The 19,833-nt window shown below is 63.4% G+C and carries 20 protein-coding genes and 1 tRNA gene; 12 read left to right on the top strand and 9 right to left on the bottom strand.

The window, feature by feature from the left end; all coding sequences use genetic code 11:
• Positions 1-99: 99 nt before the first annotated feature.
• The 3 genes from MMB74_RS17045 (at position 100) to otsA (ending at position 3,952) form a co-directional block, all read left to right on the top strand.
• Positions 100-1,503, top strand: a complete 1,404-nt coding sequence (locus tag MMB74_RS17045) for a sigma-54 dependent transcriptional regulator (RefSeq protein ID WP_277429839.1) — start codon at positions 100-102, stop codon at positions 1,501-1,503.
• Positions 1,504-2,030: 527 nt separating this feature from the next.
• Positions 2,031-2,249: a hypothetical protein gene (locus MMB74_RS17050; protein WP_277429840.1), complete on the top strand. Its 219-nt coding sequence runs from the start codon at positions 2,031-2,033 to the stop codon at positions 2,247-2,249.
• 281 nt (positions 2,250-2,530) lie between these two features.
• Positions 2,531-3,952: an alpha,alpha-trehalose-phosphate synthase (UDP-forming) gene (gene otsA / locus MMB74_RS17055; protein ID WP_277429841.1), complete on the top strand. Its 1,422-nt coding sequence runs from the start codon at positions 2,531-2,533 to the stop codon at positions 3,950-3,952.
• A gap of 102 nt (positions 3,953-4,054) precedes the next feature.
• Here otsA and MMB74_RS17060 read toward each other — a convergent pair whose 3' ends face one another.
• Positions 4,055-5,551: an RNA polymerase factor sigma-54 gene (locus MMB74_RS17060; RefSeq protein WP_277429842.1), complete on the bottom strand. Its 1,497-nt coding sequence runs from the start codon at positions 5,549-5,551 to the stop codon at positions 4,055-4,057.
• A 324-nt stretch (positions 5,552-5,875) separates the two neighbouring features.
• Between MMB74_RS17060 and MMB74_RS17065 the strand changes: the two genes are divergently transcribed.
• Complete coding sequence (locus MMB74_RS17065; RefSeq protein ID WP_277429843.1) at positions 5,876-6,244, top strand: BON domain-containing protein; 369 nt, start codon at positions 5,876-5,878, stop codon at positions 6,242-6,244.
• Between the two features lies 1 nt (position 6,245).
• Here MMB74_RS17065 and MMB74_RS17070 read toward each other — a convergent pair whose 3' ends face one another.
• The 3 genes from MMB74_RS17070 to MMB74_RS17080 form a co-directional block, all read right to left on the bottom strand.
• Positions 6,246-7,607: an MFS transporter gene (locus MMB74_RS17070; protein ID WP_277429844.1), complete on the bottom strand. Its 1,362-nt coding sequence runs from the start codon at positions 7,605-7,607 to the stop codon at positions 6,246-6,248.
• Positions 7,608-7,807: 200 nt separating this feature from the next.
• On the bottom strand, positions 7,808-8,317 hold the full coding sequence (locus MMB74_RS17075; RefSeq protein ID WP_277429845.1) for a YbhB/YbcL family Raf kinase inhibitor-like protein: 510 nt from the start codon (positions 8,315-8,317) through the stop codon (positions 7,808-7,810).
• Between the two features lie 299 nt (positions 8,318-8,616).
• Positions 8,617-9,534: an NAD(P)-dependent oxidoreductase gene (locus tag MMB74_RS17080; RefSeq protein WP_277429846.1), complete on the bottom strand. Its 918-nt coding sequence runs from the start codon at positions 9,532-9,534 to the stop codon at positions 8,617-8,619.
• Positions 9,535-9,640: 106 nt separating this feature from the next.
• Here MMB74_RS17080 and MMB74_RS17085 point away from each other — a divergent pair, with 106 nt between their 5' ends.
• A complete protein-coding gene (locus MMB74_RS17085) occupies positions 9,641-9,832 on the top strand; it encodes a hypothetical protein (protein ID WP_277429847.1) in 192 nt (63 codons plus the stop codon).
• A 57-nt stretch (positions 9,833-9,889) separates the two neighbouring features.
• On the opposite strand, the gene MMB74_RS17090 is transcribed toward MMB74_RS17085, so the two are convergent.
• Positions 9,890-10,270 carry a DUF5594 family protein gene (locus tag MMB74_RS17090; protein ID WP_277429848.1) on the bottom strand — a complete coding sequence of 127 codons (381 nt, stop codon included), beginning with the start codon at positions 10,268-10,270 and terminating at the stop codon, positions 9,890-9,892.
• A 386-nt stretch (positions 10,271-10,656) separates the two neighbouring features.
• On the opposite strand from MMB74_RS17090, the gene MMB74_RS17095 reads away from it, so the two are divergent.
• The 6 genes from MMB74_RS17095 to MMB74_RS17120 all read left to right on the top strand — a co-directional run bounded on the left by MMB74_RS17095 (position 10,657) and on the right by MMB74_RS17120 (position 15,102).
• Positions 10,657-10,941, top strand: a complete 285-nt coding sequence (locus tag MMB74_RS17095) for a Fis family transcriptional regulator (protein ID WP_277429849.1) — start codon at positions 10,657-10,659, stop codon at positions 10,939-10,941.
• Between the two features lie 277 nt (positions 10,942-11,218).
• A complete protein-coding gene (locus tag MMB74_RS17100) occupies positions 11,219-11,848 on the top strand; it encodes a hypothetical protein (RefSeq protein ID WP_277429850.1) in 630 nt (209 codons plus the stop codon).
• A gap of 100 nt (positions 11,849-11,948) precedes the next feature.
• Positions 11,949-12,197, top strand: coding sequence for an AlpA family phage regulatory protein (locus MMB74_RS17105; protein ID WP_277429851.1), 249 nt, complete (start codon positions 11,949-11,951; stop codon positions 12,195-12,197).
• A 3-nt stretch (positions 12,198-12,200) separates the two neighbouring features.
• Positions 12,201-12,485 (top strand): CHC2 zinc finger domain-containing protein, encoded by a 285-nt coding sequence (locus tag MMB74_RS17110; protein ID WP_277429852.1) that lies wholly within the window; start codon positions 12,201-12,203, stop codon positions 12,483-12,485.
• Positions 12,482-14,641, top strand: coding sequence for a DUF3631 domain-containing protein (locus MMB74_RS17115; protein WP_277429853.1), 2,160 nt, complete (start codon positions 12,482-12,484; stop codon positions 14,639-14,641). The genes MMB74_RS17110 and MMB74_RS17115 overlap by 4 nt, the downstream gene beginning before the upstream one ends.
• Positions 14,638-15,102, top strand: a complete 465-nt coding sequence (locus MMB74_RS17120) for a hypothetical protein (protein ID WP_277429854.1) — start codon at positions 14,638-14,640, stop codon at positions 15,100-15,102. Before MMB74_RS17115 ends, MMB74_RS17120 begins: the two co-directional genes overlap by 4 nt.
• A gap of 124 nt (positions 15,103-15,226) precedes the next feature.
• Here the strand turns inward: MMB74_RS17120 and MMB74_RS17125 are convergent, their stop codons facing one another.
• The 4 genes from MMB74_RS17125 to MMB74_RS17140 all read right to left on the bottom strand — a co-directional run bounded on the left by MMB74_RS17125 (position 15,227) and on the right by MMB74_RS17140 (position 17,574).
• Entirely contained in the window at positions 15,227-15,556 is a 330-nt protein-coding gene (locus tag MMB74_RS17125) for a hypothetical protein (RefSeq protein WP_277429855.1), read from the bottom strand.
• 232 nt (positions 15,557-15,788) lie between these two features.
• Entirely contained in the window at positions 15,789-17,006 is a 1,218-nt protein-coding gene (locus MMB74_RS17130; RefSeq protein WP_277429856.1) for an integrase arm-type DNA-binding domain-containing protein, read from the bottom strand.
• A 200-nt stretch (positions 17,007-17,206) separates the two neighbouring features.
• Positions 17,207-17,281: transfer RNA gene (locus MMB74_RS17135), tRNA-Arg, on the bottom strand.
• 110 nt (positions 17,282-17,391) lie between these two features.
• Complete coding sequence (locus MMB74_RS17140) at positions 17,392-17,574, bottom strand: rubredoxin (RefSeq protein ID WP_277429857.1); 183 nt, start codon at positions 17,572-17,574, stop codon at positions 17,392-17,394.
• Between the two features lie 253 nt (positions 17,575-17,827).
• On the opposite strand from MMB74_RS17140, the gene MMB74_RS17145 reads away from it, so the two are divergent.
• Entirely contained in the window at positions 17,828-19,765 is a 1,938-nt protein-coding gene (locus MMB74_RS17145) for an ATP-binding cassette domain-containing protein (protein ID WP_277429858.1), read from the top strand.
• The last annotated feature ends 68 nt before the right edge of the window (positions 19,766-19,833 follow it).

The following is a 19,833-nucleotide window of genomic DNA, read 5'->3' on the forward strand; positions in this document are numbered from 1 at the left end:
CAAAATGATGCGACGATCGAAGCGGTTAGGGCGTTTGCGCCGCTCCCCGGCTTGCGTCCCTTTTTTTAACCCTTACTTATCACCGACCCGCTAACTCAGATGCCACATGTGCTGATTGTCGACGACGACCCCGAAACCCGCGAAGCCCTCGTATCGATCATCGCCGCCGACGGCTTGACGACGGCGACCGCCGGCGATTTGCGCGAGGCTCGCATTCAGCTCGTGCGCCAGACGCCGGATGTCGTGTTCACCGATCTGCAATTGCCGGACGGCAGCGGCGTCGATTTGTTCGAAGATCTCGATCCGCGCTCGGGGGTCGAAATCATCGTCATTACCGGACATGCGACGGTCGAATCTGCCGTCACCGCGCTCAAGATGGGTGCGACAGACTATCTCGTCAAGCCGATCAACATGCAGCGTGTCAAAGCGGTGCTCGACCGGCTGCCGCGTGCGGGCGATTTGAAAGCGCAAATCGGCACGCTGCGCGGCGAATTGCGCCGCATGGGGCGCTTCGGCTTGATGCTCGGCAATTCACCCGCGATGCAGTCCGTGTACGACCAGATCAGTCGCGTGGCGCCTACCGCTGCGTCGGTGCTCCTCGTCGGCGAGTCGGGCACGGGCAAGGAAGTCGCGGCGCAGACCATTCACGAGCTGAGCTTGCGCCGCAAGCATGCCTTTCTCGCGGTGAATTGCGGCGCGATATCGCCGAACTTGATCGAATCGGAGATGTTCGGTCACGAGCGCGGCTCGTTCACGGGGGCGGACCGGCAGCATAAGGGTTACTTCGAGCGAGCCAGCGGCGGGACGATCTTCCTCGATGAGATCACCGAGATGCCGGCCGAACTCCAAGTCAAATTCCTGCGCGTGCTCGAAACGGGCATGTTCATGCGCGTGGGCACGACCAAGGAGATCGAGACCGACGTGCGCGTGATTGCCGCGACGAACCGCGATCCCGAGGAGGCGGTGCTCGAGGGCAAGCTGCGACTGGACCTTTATCATCGGCTCAACGTGTTCCCAATCAGCCTGCCGCCGCTGCGCGAGCGCGGCAACGACGTATGGCTGCTGGCGCAGGCGTTTTTGGAAGAGCACAACGAACGCCACGGCACGCACAAGCAATTCCCGCCGGCGGTGAAAGACATGATGCTCTCGTACCCGTGGCCCGGTAACGTGCGCGAACTGAAGAATTACGTGCAGCGCGCGTTCATCATGGCCGGTCCCGACGCGGACAGCACCGCGGCCGTGCCATTGCAGATTTCGCTCTCCAAGCCTTCGACGGGCACGGCCGTGACGATCCCGTTCGGCACGTCGCTCGCAATGGCGGACCGTCAGTTGATTCTCGCAACGTTGGAGCAGTGCGGCGGTGTGAAGACGCGGGCCGCGGAGATTCTCGGGATCAGCTTGAAGACGCTGTATAACCGGCTCGTCGAATATGGCGAGGACGCGAAATCGGCGAGCGAGAGCGACACCGCTGGTGACACGGGTGAGGCCACCGCCGGCAAATGACGGGGCCTGCTTCGCAGATGGCGGGAGCATTTCAAGCGGGCCCGATAATCGAGCCCGCCGATGCCGATACGGGTCTGGGCGCGGGGTGCATCGCGGGCCGCTGAGCTCGGGTGCTCGCCGAGTGCACCGCCTGCGCGGTTAGCCGCCAGCCGTTGGCAGGAGACTTGCTGACAGAGACTTCTCGCTAGTGCTCAACGAGGCCTATCTTCCATGTCCATGTCCCGCAGCGAGCGCGTTCGGTTTCACACGCCGGAGCCCGACCCTCCCATTCCTCCCCCGAAAGAGCCGCCGACTCCAGGCCCAGTCCCAGAGCGGGATCCGCCTGAGCCGGGCCATCCCCCGATCGGCGATCCCCCGTCGATTCCCCCGGACGTTGCGCAAATGTACTGATCGTATGAACAAGGGTGCCAGGGGGCGCAGAGTGTATCGGTTACAAATCTGACGCAATTGTTACCGCGCGAACCGTCACCAGGCAGCCTAAACTTAATTACTTTCCCTGCCATTCGCCTGCTCTTGGAGATCGTTCCATGAGACACCCCGCGTTGCGGCGCTCGGCGCGCCATGCGCACAAGCGCGAAGCAAAGAACGGCGGCGTTTTTCCCGCTCCCTCGACGTCGTCGCAGGACCCCACGGCCCAGAACCGCGCCGCGCCCGGTTCGCCGGCTGACGGCGAACAGAACCAAGGCGGTGCACGCGCGGAAGGACTCGACTATCAGCGCGATTTGGGCTCCGAGCAAGACGCGTAGCCCCGTCGCTCGGAGACGCTGTCCAATGGGCGCGCCGGGGCGCGGTCTCGTCTGCGCACGCCCTATTTCGAACGCGGGCGAATAACTGCAACTTCCCAGTGCGCGTAGCCTTTGCTACGTGCGCTCGCTTCGTTGCAGCCTCCTTCCCGAGGGGGGGAGGCATCAATGCCATTGCATTGCTCCGACGTTTATCGCGGCACGCACCTTGCGTACGAGATGTCGGGCGACGGCGAGAAGATTCGCCGCGCAGAAAAATGCCAACCGAAGAGGTGGAGCCGCCAATGAGCAGACTTATCGTGGTGTCAAACCGCGTCGCGCCGACGCAGGAGGGCCGCCCCGCGGCAGGGGGGCTCGCGATCGGCGTGCTGGACGCCTTGAAGGAAACCGGGGGCGTCTGGTTCGGATGGAGTGGGGAAATCGTGGGCGAAGCGCAGTCCCCCTCCATCGACGTGCAGGGCAAGGTCACATACGCAACCGTCGGTCTGACGAGGCGCGATTACGATCAGTACTACAGAGGATTTTCGAACGCGACTTTATGGCCGACGTTTCACTATCGCACTGACTTATCGCGCTACGATCGCCAGGAATACGCCGGCTACTTGCGTGTGAACGCGACGCTGGCAAAGCAGTTGAAAGCGATGCTGCGCCCGGACGACATCATCTGGGTTCACGACTATCACCTTTTGCCGTTCGCGCGCGCGTTGCGCGATATCGGAGTGACCAATCCCATCGGGTTCTTCCTGCATATTCCTTTCCCTGTTCCCGAGATGCTGCGCACGGTGCCGCCGCATGAGGAGCTCGTCAAGGCGATGTGCAGTTACGATGTGATCGGCTTTCAAACGCAAGCCGATAGGCAATCGTTCGTCGACTACGTGGAACGCGGCGGATTCGGTACCGCCAGCGACGACGGCATGATCCACGCGTTCGGTCGCGTATTGAAAGTGGGCGCCTACCCGATCGGCATCTATCCCGACGCCATCGCCAAAGCGGCTCAACAATTCTCCGATCGCAAGCCCGTGGGCACGCTGCGCGATGCGATGCGCGGACGGCGCATCATCATGAGCGTCGATCGCCTCGACTATTCGAAGGGGCTCGTCGAGCGCTTTCAAGCGTTCGAGCGTTTGCTGCTCGGCTCGCCGCATTGGCATGGGCGAGTCTCGCTCGTGCAGATCGCTCCGCCGACCCGTTCCGACGTGCAGACTTACCAGCGGATTCGCCAGACGCTGGAGGGCGAAGCGGGCCGCATCAACGGTCGCTTTGCGCAGCTCGATTGGACGCCGATCCAATACCTGAATCGTAAATACGAACGCAACCTGCTGATGGCGCTGTTCCGCCTCTCGCAGGTGGGCTACGTCACACCGTTGCGCGACGGTATGAATCTCGTCGCCAAGGAATACGTCGCGTCGCAAGATCCGGAAGATCCGGGCGTGCTCGTGCTCTCGCAGTTTGCGGGCGCCGCGGAGCAATTGCCGGGCGCGCTCGTCGTCAATCCGTTCGACCTCACGCAAATGGCCGAGGCGCTCGAGCGCGCGCTGTCGTTGCCGCTCGAAGATCGCAAGGCTCGCCACGCGGACATGATGGCGATGCTGCGGTCAAATGACTTGTCGACTTGGCGCGATGCGTTCTTGGTCGACCTACGGCGCGTCACGAGTGCGGCGTCGGTCACGCGAAAGGCCGTCAAACTCGCCGATATCGCCGCGTGAGCGGCACGGCTTGATCGCGTCAAGGCAGGCGAAAGCGAGTCTCCTTGACGCAGGTCGCTACGATCGAAAGCACGAGGCCGGCATGTAGCCGGCCTTGATTCGTCAAGCCTGCCGACGCAGTTGCGCGGGCGGCACCTTGAGCAAGTTGCGATACTTCGCCACGGTGCGGCGCGCGACGATCATGCCTTCTTGCGAGAGCATCTTCGCGAGCGCGACATCGGAGAGCGGGTTGCGTACGTCTTCCTGTTCGATCATCTCCTTGATCAAGGCACGCACCGCGGCGGCCGAACAGCGGCCGCCCGTCTCGGTTGCCAATTCGCGGGGGAAGAAGTGACGGAATTCGAAGATGCCGCGCGGCGTGGCCATGTACTTGTTGCTCGATGCGCGCGAGACGGTCGATTCGTGCAGGCCCAGTTCTTCGGCGAGCTTGCTCAAGACGAGCGGCTTCAGCGCGATCTCTCCGTAATCGAAAAAGGCCTTTTGATAAGAGACGATGCACTGCGCTACGCGCTGGATCGTCGTGAACCGTTGTTCTGCGTTGCGCAGCAACCAGCGCGCTTCCTGCAATTGCTGCGCGAGCGGCGAACCGGCTCCGCCCGATTGCGCGAATAGCTCGGCATACACGCGATGAATCCGCGCGCGCGGCAGCACCGCCGGGTTGATCGTGGCCACCCAGCGTCCCTTGACGCGGCGCACGATGACATCGGGGATCACATAGTTGTCGTCGGCGCGCGCATAGAACTGCCCAGGCTTCGGATCGAGCCGGCGCACGAGGGCGCAAGCTTTGCGCAGTTCTTCTGCGGAACAACCCAGTTGCTTTTGCAGCTCTGCATGCTCGCGCCGCGCGAGCCGCTCGAGGTGATGCTGAACGATCTCGAGCGCGGCGGCGCGTCCCGGCGTTTCGGCAGGCATCGCGTCGAGCTGCAGGCTCAAGCATTCCGAGAGCGAGCGCGCGCCTACGCCCGGGCGGTCCAGCGTCTGCACGAGACGCAGCGCCACGCGCAATTCTTCTTCGCTAAGCGGGGGATCAGCCTCGAAGGCGCTCGCCAATTCATCGAGCGATTCGCGCAGATAACCGTCGTCGTCGAGCGCCTCGATCACGATCTGCGCCGCTGCGCGATCGCGCTCGCTCAACGGATACAGATGCAAAAGGCTATGCAGATGCTCATGCATCGTCGGCTGGGCATGCGCCCATGCGCCCGGATCGACATCGTCCGAATCGCTGTTGTTGCGCGAGGCCGAGCGGGTGGTCCAATCTTGGCCGAAATCGCCAATGGGATCGTCGCCGGGAGAGGCGCTCGTCACTTCCGAGTTGCCCACCCCTTCGTACGAGTCGACGACGTCCGACGCCGGTGCGGCATCGGCAGCGACGCCAGACTCCAAAGGCGCGGCCCCGTCGTGCTCGTGCGCCCCGTTCGCTGTCGATTCGGCTTCTTCGACGATCGGATCGTCATATTCGAGGAATGGATTGTTGTCGAGCGCCTGACGCAATTCGTGCTGAAACTCCAGCGACGACAACTGCAACAGCCTCACCGATTGTTGCAGACGCGGCGTGAGCGCGACGTGTTGTTTGCTGCGCAATTCTAAAGTCGGCGGCATAGCGAATTGTCCAGTGGAATAGTCCTGGGGTTTAAGCAATGCCCATACCAAGTGTTGCCGCGCGGGGCCAGCGCGCGATTGGACGGCGCACGGAGCATGCCCACCATGCCTTGCGGCGGCACGTTTTACAGGGCGCTGTGCAAAAAGCGTGGCGCCCTTTGCTGCATATGCGTCAGATCCCACGGCCGCCCGTCCGCTCGCGGGCGAGGCAAGAGGGCATGCTCCTTGCGGACGCTCGAAGTACGGGTCGAAACGCGGTTCGGTAGGCCTTCCCGGTCGCCCCGCACGCTCGGCAATTCCTTCCATCTTTGAGCAGGAGAAATCGTGAAGACACTCCCACTACTCAAAATCGCCGCGATTGTTGGTTCCCTCGCACTTGCAGGCGGCGTCACGGCCCAGACCATGGCATCGTCCACTTCGAGCGCGTCCGCGCCCTCGAGCAGTTCCGAGTCGCTTGGGCAACACATCAGCGACGGCACCATCACCACGAAGGTGAAAGCGGCGCTGATGACGGCCAAGGACGTCAAGTCCACCCATATTCACGTGAAGACGCGACGCGGGACGGTGTGGCTCACCGGCACTGTGCCGACGAGCGACGAGAAGACGCGCGCGCAGCAGGTCGTCGAAGGCATCGACGGCGTCCATCGAGTGAAGAACCACCTGAAGGTGAGCGAAGCTGGCGCGTCGCAGTAAGCTATTTCACAGCGCTGGGCGTGCGCAGGCGCATCAAGCTCACGACCGAGGCGAGCCCCGCAACGGCTGCGGCAACGACGAGCGCGAGCATGGGCCCGCGCTCGGGCGATAGACCGAAGATCAGTGCGACGAGGGCAGCGCCGACCGTTTGGCCCGTCAATCTCGCGGTGCCCAGCATGCCGCTCGCGCCGCCGCTGCGCTCGCGCGGCGCGGCGGCGAGCATCTGCCGGTTGTTGGGCGACTGAAACATGCCGAAGCCCGCGCCGCACAGCGCCATGCGCCAGGCGATATCGAACGCGCTCGGGTGCGCCCCGACGGTGGCGAGCAGTGCGAGGCCGAGCGTTAGCGCGAGCAGTCCGATGCCGCCGAGCACCCCTGCCGAATACCGATCGGAGAGCACGCCCGCAAGGGGCGCGGCGAAGATGATCGCAAACGGCCACGGTGTGATCAAGAGGCCCGTCTCGACCTGATCGAAGCCGAACACGCTTTGGAACAAGAAGGGCAGCGACACGTAGGCGAGCATCTGCGCACAGAACGAGCAGACCGACGTGGCAATGGACAGCGCAAACACCGGGATCTTGAGCAGGTCGATCGGCAGCAGCGGCGCTGTGCGGGTCAACTGACGCCGCACGAACACGTAGCCGACCAATATCAAGCAGAGCGTTTGGACGATGAGCCAAACGCTCGCTTCTCCATGACCGAGGCCGTCGATCGTAAAGATCAGCAGGCCGAACACGACCGCATTCATCACGGCGCTCAACAGATCGTACGGCGCGTCGTGCCCGGGGTTCGTCGGTAGCGCACGGCCGGCCCCGATGACGGCGGCGATGCCGATCGGCACGTTGATCGCGAAGAGCCAGGGCCACGACGCGACCGACAAGATGGCCGAAGCGACCGTCGGCCCGACAGCGGACGCGATCGCAACGACCATCGCGTTGATCGCGACGCCGCGGCCGAGCATATTGGCGGGATAGATGGCGCGAACCAGCGCCGTGTTCACACTCATGATTCCGGCGGCGCCGAAGCCCTGAGCGACGCGCACGAGGGCGAGCGCCGGTAGCGAATTGGCGAGCGCACACCCCAGCGAGGCGAGCGTGAACAAAGCGAGGCCCGCCATATAAATGCGCCGGTAGCCGATGCGGTCGCCAAGCGACGCGAGCGGCAACAGGGAGATCGTGATGGACAACTGGTAGGCGTTGACGATCCAGATCGACGCGGAAGCGCTTGCGCGCAGATCCCGCGCGATGGTTGGCAGGGCGACGTTGGCGATCGCGCCATCGAGCACGGCGAGCGTGATGCCGAGCGCGATGACGACGATCGCCCAATAGCGTTGGGGGACGGGAAGGCCTTGTTCTACTTCCATCGGGGATGGGCTCGCTTTGCTACGCTGGGGGCTAGGGCCTGAACAGGGCCGAGCCTTCGCATTCTAAGCATGAACCGGCCGATGTGCTTGCCGGCGCGTCGTTGCCGGGGCGGACGCGTTGGTTGCATCCGCAACGATCATGCCGAGCCGAACGATGGGGGGCGACGCGGGGCGGCCCGCATCGCCGAGAGGGCTGGGCCTCACTTCAACTCGTACAGCCCCGTGTACGTGGTCGAATCGATTTCGTTCAAATGCGTCATGAAGCGCGCGACGGCATTGGTCGTTTCCGGCGTGATCGGCAAGCGATCGACCTTCATCGCGTGCAAGCGGAAGATGTAGCGATGGGGCGTGTCGCCGCGCGGGGGCGCGGCGCCGCCGAAGCCTTGCGTGCCGTAGTCGTTGCGCACTTGAATCGCACCGGCGGGCAGCAGCGAGCCGTCCGCCTTGCCCGCGCCGAGCGGCAGCGAACGGGCATCGGCCGGGATGTTGACGACGACCCAGTGCCAGAAGCCGCTGCCGGTGGGCGCGTCGGGATCGTACACGGTCAGCGCGAAGCTTTTCGTATCTTCGGGCGGCGCTTCCCATTGCAGAGCCGGCGACAGGTTGCCGCCGTCGCCGTCGACGCCGAACGATTTGTCGTTGCACTCCTGTGCTTTCGGCATGAAGCCGTTGATGGGAAAGTCGTCTGACCAGATTCTGAATTCAGCCATCGGATGCCTCCTTTTCTTGAAGGGTTCAACGGTGCAGCACGATGTGCCGCGTGGCGGCGTGCGAGCCGAGTGTATCACCGCGGTTTGAATCGCTCGCTGCGGCACGTCGGCTTCGAAGACGACAGCGCCACGGGCTATAGCAGCACGCGCGAGTCAACGGCATCGAGTGGGAGTCGTTCTCCGCGAAGGAGCAGGACGAAAGGATCGTCGCCGCATACGGCGAAGCGGCTTACGCGCCCGCCGGCGCGAGCGTCAGCCCAGACTGACGCAGCGCGGCCGGCGAGGCGGCGTCGGGCATGTCAGCCTTCGCCGCGCAGCTTGCGCAAGCGCCAGATGAGGCTCGAGGTGTCGAAGCGATTGCCGCCGAGGGCCTGCACGTCGCTGTAGTACTGATCGACGAGCGCCGTGACCGGCAGCGGCGCGCCGTTGCGCTTGGCTTCGTCGAGGCAGAAACCGAGGTCTTTGCGCATCCAATCGACAGCGAAGCCGAAATCGTATTCGTTTTGGATCATCGTCTTGCCGCGATTGTCCATTTGCCAGCTCGCGGCCGCGCCTTTGCCGATGACTTCCAGCACGCGGGGCATATCGAGCCCGGCGCGTTCGCCGAAATAGATCGCCTCGGCCAGCCCCTGCACGAGGCCGGCGATGCAAATCTGATTCACCATCTTCGTCAGTTGGCCTGCGCCTGCCGGGCCCAGGTGCGTGACGGCGACGGCGTAATGCTTGAGGACGGCGGCCGCGCGTTCGAAGGCCGGTGCATCGTCGCTGCCGCACATGATCGTGAGCTTGCCGTTTTGCGCGCCGGCTTGGCCGCCCGAGACGGGGGCGTCGATGAACGCGACGCCCTGAGCGCTCGCCGCCTGGGACAGCTCGCGGGCCACGTCGGCCGATGCCGTGGTGTGATCGGCCAATACGGCGCCTCGCGCCATCCCAGCCAACGCGCCGTCCGGCCCTAACGTGACGCTGCGCAGGTCGTCGTCGTTGCCGACGCAGGCGAGCACGAGTTGCGCGCCGTCGGCCGCTTCGCGCGGCGTGGGCGCCGCACGGCCGCCGTATTGCGCGACCCACGCCTGCGCTTTCGCGTGGGTGCGGTTGTAGACGGTGACGTCGAATCCGGCTTTGGCCAAATGGCCAGCCATCGGATAGCCCATGACGCCGAGGCCGATGAACGCGACGCGGCGAATCTCGTTGGCGGGAGAGGAAGTCGGCTCGCTCACGGCGGCTCCTTTCAGTGACTGAGTGGGGTGGGGGCCCTAATTATCGCAGCCCGATCGCGTTTTCGTGCGGCGGCGCATATTCGCGAACGGGCGCAGCGCGTCTAGAATGGAAACATCCCTGCGAACCGCGGAGGCCGCCATGTTCGATTGGTCGATCGGATTCATGCTTGCGCTGGCGCTTTTCGCCTGTGCGGCGCTTGCCGTGGCGACGCGCTACCACACCGATCATCCCCTTGTCGATTTGCTGCGCTGGATGGATTCGCATCCTTGGTTCGACCGGCTGCATCATCGGCATTGACGGCCGCCGGCGCCGGGCGGCCTGCGCTCTGTCTTCCTACCGGGGCTTTCGCAGCCGTCAGCCTTCCAGGTCGAGGTTCCCCAGCAGGATGAAGGGCTCGGCCTGCGAGCGTGTGGCCAAATCGAAATTACGCGCGAGTTGCCACGCGCGCAGCTTACGCGGCAGCGCTTCCAAGTAATGAGCGAATCGTGCCGGCCCACTGGGCTCGATCAGCGAAGCGATCTCGTACTCGTCCCAAGTCATATGAACGTTTAGCGGATGGCGCGCATCGCGCGCTCGTTCCGAAATGGGGGCGGTGACTTTGAGCGTGGTCGGATGATCGGGGCCGCCGTAGGGCTGGATTTCCACGTGGGCCAGGGGGCCGACGACGTTTCGGATCGCCTGCGCAATGTGGGGCGCGAATTCGGCGTCGAATCGGTGGGCTGTGATCGGGTTCATGTGGCGCTTCCGTAACCGGTCGATGCTAGCACGGGGGGCGGGCTTGGTTCGTCCGGTTTTTTTGGGCGGAAGCGATCGTTCGGCGCATTTATCGAATACAAGAGCGGCGTGCGACGTCGCGCTCGGACTCGGCGATTTGCACGGCTCCTTCAACTCTCTTGTGTTTCGTATCAAATTTGGTACGCATCAATCACTTTGAAATTTGCCGCCGCATCGGCGAGTCGGTCGAGCGAGTCCTTTTTGTTCGTTTCTATCGCGCCGCGAGCGGCAACGAGCCGGCGCGCGAGTGGCTGCGTGGTTTGGACGCGCATGATCGGAAAGTGATCGGTGACGACATCACTTCGCGACGCGTTGGGCGCGGAGTTTTGACAGGAAGGAACGAGAACATGACAAACAAGCACATTGGCAGCAGCTTCGACGATTTTCTCGCGGACGAAGGCCGGCTGGAGGAAGCGACGGCCGCGGCCATGAAGCGAATCATCACGTGGCAAATCGAACAGGAAATGAAAGCGCAGAAGCTGACGAAGACGGCGATGGCCGAACGCATGCATACGAGCCGCGCCGCGTTGAACCGGCTGCTCGACAAAGAGGACACGAGCTTGACGCTGATCACGTTGGCGAGCGCGCTGACCGCGTTGGGTAAGCGTATGGAGTTCAAGCTGGCGGCTTGATCGGCGTGGCGGCGGCGCGTGTGGTCCCCCGACAGAATTCACACCTAACGACTGGATAGGCATTTGCAGGGCAGCGTTGGGAAAAGGACCCCCAAAAAGACCCCCAAGCGTGTGCTGCTACCCCCGATTCTGAGTGGACTGTCCTAAAGTAGGGTTCCGGTCGCCCGACCGTTAGAATCGCCCTTGGCCGCGCCCGATCGACGGATCGCAAACCGAGGTTCCCTCACCCCCGGGTGGCGCGGCCTTACTTCATGAGGGGGCTTGCGTGAGGGCGCAAATGGTAGATGCACTTAAGCGGAAGGTGAACGGTCTATTGCACCGTGACCGCCTAAAATTGACCGAGGCTGGATACGTTGTTGCAGATCGCCTTGATATTCTCGACTGGCACGATGCCGTGGCGCTCCTTGTTGAGCATGTCGCAAATGGGAAGATTCCCGCCATCGTTGAACCGGAGATCAATGACTGGCACGGCAATGTTATTGCGCAGATAGACCCCGATAAATCGACCGTCGCAATGTCCGATCTGCTGGCATGGCTCGACACGCGATCTCTGCCGGCGGGAAGTCGTGCGGAATCAGTGGAGCAGAATAGCCAGGAGCTTCGCGAGCAGGTTTCAGAGCTCGAGGCGAAAATATCCGAGCTAGCGAATGAACTGGCATCCGCCAATGCCAGAATCGATGCGCTTGAGGCTGACCGATCGGAGGGCAAGAGCCGATCAAAGATGCTTCAGGTCATCGGCGCAATTGCCATTGATGCGTACCGCGTGGATATTCACGCGCAGCGCATGACGAATTTTGGGGACATGCTCTCGTCAATTCAAACGGTGGGGGCGGACGTGAAAGAAGATGCCCTTCGTTCTTACCTGAAAGACGCGGCGGACTTGATCGGGAAGCCCGCCAACCGGTAATCGGAACCCGATATCGGCTTGCCCATTCCCGATATCGGCCTTCTCTGACCGCGTTCTTTCTACGCTGTTGCCATGTTCAATCAACCGCGAGGTTATTCACATGGCAGCAAAAGCCCAATCCATCTCCGACGCGCAATCGGAACCGCAAGCGCTTCCGCTCGACGGGTATAGCCGCTGGCGCGATCTGCGCAAATTCATCCCCCTGTCTCATGAGTCCGTCCGTCAACGCGAACTGAAGGGGCATTTCCCGAAGCGCGTTCAACTGGGTTCGGCGCGCTGCGTCGCGTGGCCGAACCGCGAGGTTCACCGCTGGCTGGCTGACCCGGTTGGCTACCGCGCGGAGGGCTGATCGATGAAAGCATCGCGTTTCAACCGTGACTGCGTGCCGACGGTCGCTGACGTGCTGGCGTTGCTGTCCATCGAGGCCGGAAAGCCGAACGGATCGGGTTACACACAGGTCCGTTGTCCGATCCATGGCGAGAGCAATCCAAGCCTTTCCATTCACCTGGAGCGCGGCAACTGGCGCTGTTTCGCATGCGGCGAGGCTGGCGGCGATGCGCTCGAACTGTACCGCCGCGCGCGTGGCCTGAGGTTCACCCAGGCGGCGCGTGAGCTTGGCGCATGGGAGGGCCGATGAGCGCAGTCATCGAGCTGACGGAGCCGTCCGAGCGGGAGAAGTGGAAGAGGGCGGCGCGCGACCTGTTCGACTTCAAGATCAAGGAAGGGTATCAGCCTGTTGGCTTGCACCCGTACCGCGCCGCTGACGGGTCGATCCTGTACGCCCGCGTGCGGATGCATAAGCCGACTGCTGAAGGGCAGCATGAGAAGCTTGTACGCCCCTTCTGGCATGACGGCGCGCGCTGGACACATGGGGAACCGCCCGCGCCGCCGACCGGAAAGGTGCTGTACGGGCTATGCGACGCGCTGGCCGCCCCGGACGCCCTGTTGATCATTGCCGAAGGTGAGCAGAAGGCGGACGCACTCACGAAGATCGGTGATGGTCGAGTCGTCGGCGTGACGAGTGGCGGCGCGACTAGTGCGGGCACCGCGGATTGGTCCCCGCTGGCGGGCCGTCACGCTCTGTTGTGGCCGGACCACGACGCACCCGGCGCGAAGTACGCCGACGAGGTGGAGGCGAAGCTCGAGCCGCACGGATGCACCGTAGAACGTCTGGACGTGGCTGCAATGGGCTTGCCGAAAGCTGGCGATGTGGTGGACTGGATCGAGGCATTCAAGGCCGCGCACGACCGGATGCCGACCGCTCATGAAGTGCTGGCCTTGCCGAAGGTAAGCGCGCCGCCTGCTTGCGTACCGGAAGCCGAGGCGACCGGCGGCGACGACGCGCAACCGGAGACGGACGACGAAGCGATAGGGCGACTCGCTGTGCTCAAGCCAATGCAATACGATCGCGTGCGCAAGGGGGAGGCAAAGCGCATGGGCGTGCAAGTCTCGACGCTCGACAAGCTGGTAGCGGTGGCGCGCACCGAAGGGGGCGACGGCGACGAATCGCCATTCGATACGGTGGAGCCGTGGCATGCGCCAGTGGACGGCGCGGCGCTGCTGGATGAGCTTGTGCGTATCGTGCAGCGCTTCATCGTGTGCGATGCGGCGACCGCGCACGGCACTGCGCTTTGGATCACGATGACGTGGCTGATGGATTCCGTGGACGTGGCACCTATCGCAGCGATCACGGCACCGGAGAAGCGTTGCGGCAAGTCGCAATTGCTATTCCTGATGGGGCGGTTATCGAGCCGCCCGCTTGCTGCGTCCAATATCACGCCCGCCGCTCTGTTCCGCGCTATCGAGGCGTGGCGGCCTACGCTGCTGATCGATGAGGCGGACGCCTTCATGCGCGAGAATGAGGAATTGCGCGGCTTACTGAATTGCGGGCACACGCGCGATAGCGCCTATGTCGTGCGCACCGTGGGCGACAATCACACGCCGAAGCAATTTTTCGTGTGGGGCGCAAAGGCAATTGCCGGCATCGGGCACCTGGCCGATACGCTGATGGATCGATCGGTGACGCTTGAGCTGCGCCGCAAATTGCCGCATGAGCAGGTGGACAAGCTGCGGCACGCCGAGCGGGGCCTATTCGAACGCCTGCGCGCCAAGGTGGCCCGGTGGGCGGACGATAACGAGGATGCCGTTCGCGCTGCCCGTCCGGCGCTTCCTGATGTTCTCCACGACCGCGCCGCCGACAACTGGGAGCCGCTGTTCCAGATTGCCGAAATAGCGGGCGGCGCGTGGCCGGAGACGGCACGACGCGCGGCAATCAAGCTGTCCGGTAGCGAGGGGCAGTCGCAAAGCGCGGGGGGCGAGTTGCTGGCGGACATTCAGGAGGTATTCGACACGCGCAACGTTCAGCGCATTGCGTCCGCCGATCTGCTGGGCTACCTTTGCGACGACGACGAAAAGCCGTGGGCGACGTGGAACCGTGGAAAACCGATGTCCCCGCGCCAGCTATCCAAGAAGCTGTCCGAATATGGCGTAGCAAGCGGCAACATCAAATTCGCCTACGGCGATGTTCGCAAGGGCTACCGAATCGAGCAGTTCGCGGACGCGTTTTCTCGCTACCTGTCAGCTACCCCCCGCTTATCCGCTACTCCGCCACCGCCTAGTAACCGCGAGGGTTTGACGGTAGCGGATTCAGCATCAGGTAGCGCTACTGGAAAGCCTGCCGCTACCCCGAAACCTTTGTCAGATAAGGCCGGTAGCGGAGTAGCGGATAGCAAGGGGGAAACGGTGGAGGGGGGGAAGTCCGTGACCGACGACGAAGCGGAGTATGAGCTATGAGCGTCGCGCAACTTTTGAGCAGGGCGGCGGCGATGGGTGTGACGCTCCGTCTGGATGGTGACGCGGTGAAAGTCGGCGGCCCGCGCGCTGCGCGCGAGGAAATCCGCCCGGAATTAGCTGCTCACAAACCGGAGATCGTGGCGCACCTGCGCGCCGCCGCGAACGACGCGAACGCGATCCCCGCCGATTGTGTCGGTGCGCTGCGCGACCCGGACGGTGGGCTGTATCTGCCGTGGGGACCATGCCTGTCGATTGACGATCTGCGGCGGATGCGTGCCGAGCTGGTGGCGATGACGGAAGAGCTTTGTTCGCTGGAGTGCTGGCCGAAGCGATACCGCGAGGACGTGCTATCGCGGGCGATATGCGGGCCGCTGGCCGATCTGATGCCAAATCTTGCGTACTTCAATGAGCGGCTGTCAGAAGCGCGCGCTGAAGCCGCAGCGAGGGTCGCTATGAAGTGACGCACATGGCGCGGCGAAGGCTTCGAAGACCGGCGCTGGTGTGCCGAATGTAACGGATCGTGCATCGGCACAGCCAAGCGCTGTGCGAGGAAAAAATGATTGACGGACTGGTGATCTCTCGCGCCTACGTGCCTACGAGCGTTTCTAACGTATTGCGCAGCGTCTTTTCGTATAAAGCGTGAGTGTCCGGCGTCTCGGCCGCTGCGGCTGCGTTCAGGTGGGTGACGGCCGCTCGCAAGAGGATTGCGAGTTCGTCTTTCTGAGGATGCGTTGCCAGTAGCGCTCTCATCGCGGTCATGTTCAGGTCGATCTTTGCCTGTTGCTCTATCAATACGGCGATGACGCGCGGATCGGCCTTCAAAGGTTTCTTGCGCGCGCGGAAATCGGTCTTGAGGAGCCACCAGAAGAACGCAACGCCAGCCGGAACCATGACCCAAAGTGACGGATTTTCCACACGAGCCTCCTTTTGTGACGGTGATTGATATGTAGAAACGCAATTCTGGCATGGCCGGAGGCTCCGTCTGTTCATTGCGCTGTACGGCATGGCGCAGAGCCTTTTTTCGTGCCTGTTGATTCTTTCCCGCCTAAAAAGGCGGCATGACCGCCACTAACGCGCGCGCCCGCGCGCGATGGATTAGCAGCGAATGGCAGCGCAGGTTGCAGAAGCAACCCGCCGCCCTGCCAATTCACTGTCGCATCGCCCCGATCGGGATGACGGTGGCACCATCGCGGAGTTGGTCTAGATGTTCGCCCCAGACCTGCATCATGCGGCGACGCTCAGGCAAGTATTCAGCGTGGACGTAAGCGGCTGTGACCTGATTCCGTTCCGCGTGCGCCATTTGCCGCTCAACCACGTCCCGGCTGTAGCCAAGTTCGCGCAAGGCGGTAGCCGCCAGTCCTCGGAAGCCATGTCCCGTCATGCGCGATTTGTAGCCCATGCGGTAGAGGGCGAATAGCATCGTGTTGTTCGAGATGGGGCCGCGCCCCTGCACGCTGTAGAACACATGGCGGTGCTGTCCGTTGATCTGGCGGAGATGGGCGAGCACGTCGAGCGCTTGACGCGAAAGCGGAACGATGTGCGGGTCGCGCATCTTCATCCGTTCTGCGGGGATGCGCCACTCGGCGGCGGCTTCATCAAACTCCGACCATTCCGCGCGGATCATTTCCTTTGTGCGAACGAAGGTAAGGGCCATGAACCGAAGCGCGAGTCGGGTAACGATGTCCCCCTGATACGCGTCAATGTCGCGCATGAGTTGCGGGACTTCCACAGCCTTGACGCGGGCCATGTGCTGCACGCCGGGGCCTTTCTTCAGTACCGTTTGCGCGTCGATGTCTGCTGCCGGGTTTCGCGTACACCGCCCCGTCATGATCCCGTACTGGAACACGGCCCGCGAGCGCTGAAGGATGCGTTTGGCTGTCTCGCGTACTCCGCGAGCTTCAACCGCGCGCACGATGTCAAGCATGTGGGGCGCGTCTATGTCTGCGATTGGGCGCGCGCCAATCTTCGGGAACACGTCAATTTCGAGCGAGTGGATGACTTTGTCCGCGTAGTCGTCTGTCCATCCGGGCCGCTGGGATTCAAACCATTCGCGGGCGACGGCTTCGAACGAGTTGGCGGCGGCGATCTGGGCCTCTCGCTTGGCTTCCTTCTTGGCTTCGCCTGGGTCAATGCCCGCCGAGAGCTTTTCGCGGGCCTCGTCGCGCTTCTTGCGTGCATCCACAAGGGGCACGGCGGGGTACGTGCCGAGCGCAAGGCTTTTCTCCTTGCCGCCGAATCGGTACTTGAGCACCCAGCGCTTGCCGCCGGATGGCTTGATGAGTAGGAACAGGCCGCCGCCGTCGAATAGCTTCTGTTGCGCCTCCGTTGGCTTGGCATTGCGTATTGCCATGTCGGTAAGAGCCATGTCCGCTCCCTCTGCTGGGGTTCCGTTTGATCGATGTGGGGGTTCCGGTTTGGGGGTTTTCTGAGGAACCCCCGAAAGAACCCCCGCTGATGCGCTGCTTTGGTTGGGGGTTCTTTGCAGAAGTTTGCAACAAAAAACCCCGAAAAGCTATGCTGGGCGGGGTCTTTGTTGTGAAACGTGGGAGACGATTGGGGTGCAGCTGGTCCCCCCGACAGGAATCGAACCTGTATCTAGCGCTTAGGAGGCGCTTGTTCTATCCATTGAACTACGGGGAGGATGTGCTCATCGGGCGGTGAACCCGAATGCGAATGTGTCGGCGCGCGCAAAGTATAGCAAACGCTGCACGGTTACCGGCGCGGCGGCGCTCAGCCGCTCGAACGGCCGATCAGAACTCGACGACCGCGAATTCCGCTTTGCCGACGTCGCACAAGGGGCAGCGCCAATCGGCGGGAATATCCGCGAAACGGGTCCCCGGCGCGATGCCTTCATCGGGCAGCCCTTCTTCTTCGTTGTAAACCCAGCCGCAAATCAGGCAAACCCAGCTTTTGTACTCGATCACTTCGCTCACTGCGTCCTACCTCAGTCCCTAGTCCGTTCCGAAAAAGCGGCGGCCACGACGCCACACGGGCGGCCGTTCGTCGCTTCGCCAAGCCCCGCAGCCGGAGCGCCCCGGCCGGCGCGGCGCGCGGCCGTGCGCCGCCGGATCCGCTCGCCGGCAAAAAGCCGCGCAGCCCGAGATTGTACCGAAAGGACAGCGCCAGCCGGTGTCTGCCTCCCGGCCGGTACAATGAACGTTTCGCATTTTGCAGGCGCGCCCCTTCATGTCGCTTTATTCCATCGTCGATGCGCAACTCGCGTTCGGCCACGTCGCTCTGCTCGATCACGCCGACTTCTCGCTCGAGGCCGGCGAACGCGTCGGCCTGATCGGCCGCAACGGCGCAGGCAAGTCGTCTTTGCTGAAGATCGTCGCGGGACTCATGCAGCCCGACGACGGCTTGGTCACGCGGCAGCAGAGTTTGTCCACCGTCTATGTGCCCCAAGAGCCACAGTTCGATGCGGATGCATCCGTCTTCGATGCCGTCGCCGGGGGCCTTGCGGCGGCGCGCGCCGCCCTCGACGAATACGATGCCGTCGCGCACGCGCTTGCGGCTACTGCCGAAGGCCCGGAGCACGACGCGCTGCTCGCGCGCATGAACGCGCTGCAATCGTCGCTCGATACGAGCGACGCCTGGAATTGGCGCACTCGCGTCGCGACGACGCTCGCGCAGTTGAATCTCGATGGGGATGCGCGCATCGGCGCGCTTTCGGGCGGGATGCAAAAGCGCGTCGCGCTCGCCCAAGCGCTCGTCGTCGATCCCGATGTGTTGCTGCTCGACGAGCCGACCAACCACCTCGATTTCGAAGGCATCCGCTGGCTCGAAACCTTGCTCGTCGGCTCGCGCGCAGGGTTGCTCTTCATTACTCACGATCGCGCATTCCTCGATCGCGTCGCCACTCGCATCGTCGAGCTCGATCGCGGCCGCTTGCTCTCGTACCCGGGCAACTTCTCCGCGTATCAAACGCGTAAAGCGCAACAACTCGAAGTGGAGCGCGTCGAGAGCGAGAAGTTCGACAAACTGCTGGCGCAAGAGGAAGTGTGGATCCGTAAAGGCGTCGAGGCGCGCCGCACGCGTAGCGTCGGCCGCATCGCGCGTCTCGTCGAAATGCGCCGGCAACGCGAAGAGCGCCGCAATGTGCAAGGCAACGTCAAGCTCGATGTCGGGCAAGGCGAGCGTTCGGGCAAAATCGTCGCCGAACTCGTCGACGTCACCAAGCGCTTCGGCGAGCGCATCGTGGTCGACCGGTTTTCCACGACGGTCATGCGCGGCGACAAAATCGGCTTCATCGGCCCGAACGGCGCCGGCAAGACGACCCTGCTCAAGCTGATCCTGGGCGAGATTGCGCCCGACGAAGGCAAGGTGCGCGTCGGCACGAATCTGCAAGTCGCCTATTTCGATCAGATGCGCGCCCAGCTCGACCCGGAAAAGAGTCTCGCCGATACGATCAGTCCCGGCAGCGATTGGATCGAAGTCAACGGCGCGCGCAAGCACGTCATGAGCTATCTCGGCGATTTCCTGTTTGCCCCCGAGCGCGCGCGCTCGCCCGTGAAGTCGCTCTCGGGCGGTGAGCGCAATCGGCTCTTGCTCGCCCGTTTGTTTGCGCGGCCGGCGAACGTCCTCGTGCTCGACGAGCCCACCAACGATCTGGATATCCCGACCCTCGAGTTGCTCGAAGAATTGTTGTCGGACTACGATGGCACCGTTCTGCTCGTGAGCCATGACCGCGCGTTTCTCGATAACGTCGTGACGTCGGTGATCGCCTCGGAAGGGGCGGGGCTTTGGCGCGAGTACGTCGGCGGCTTCACCGATTGGCAAACGCAGAGCGAGCGCGCGCAGCGGCTGATGCAAGAGGCGGCGGCCAAGACGGCGCCCAAGGCCGAGGCGCGCGAGTCGGCGCCCAAGGAGAGCGCCGCGGGGCGCAATGCGCAGCGCACCGTCAAGCTCTCCTTCAAAGAGCAGCGCGAACTGGAGGCGCTGCCGGAGACCATCGCGGCGCTGGAAGCCGAGCAGAAAGCCATCGGCGCGCAGCTCGAAGACGGTTCGATCTTCGCGCGCGACGCGCAAGAAGGTGCTCGGTTGACGGAGCGCTACGCCGCCATCGACGACGAGTTGCTCGCTGCATTGGAACGCTGGGAGGCGCTCGAGGCGAAGCGCAAATAACGCGGGGCGCTCGCTCGTCGGCGGCTGGGCGGCGCGCGGCGCGCGGCCCGATCGTTCGGCGGGCCGCA

This window comes from Trinickia sp. Y13, assembly GCF_029522115.1.
GTDB lineage: Bacteria > Pseudomonadota > Gammaproteobacteria > Burkholderiales > Burkholderiaceae > Trinickia.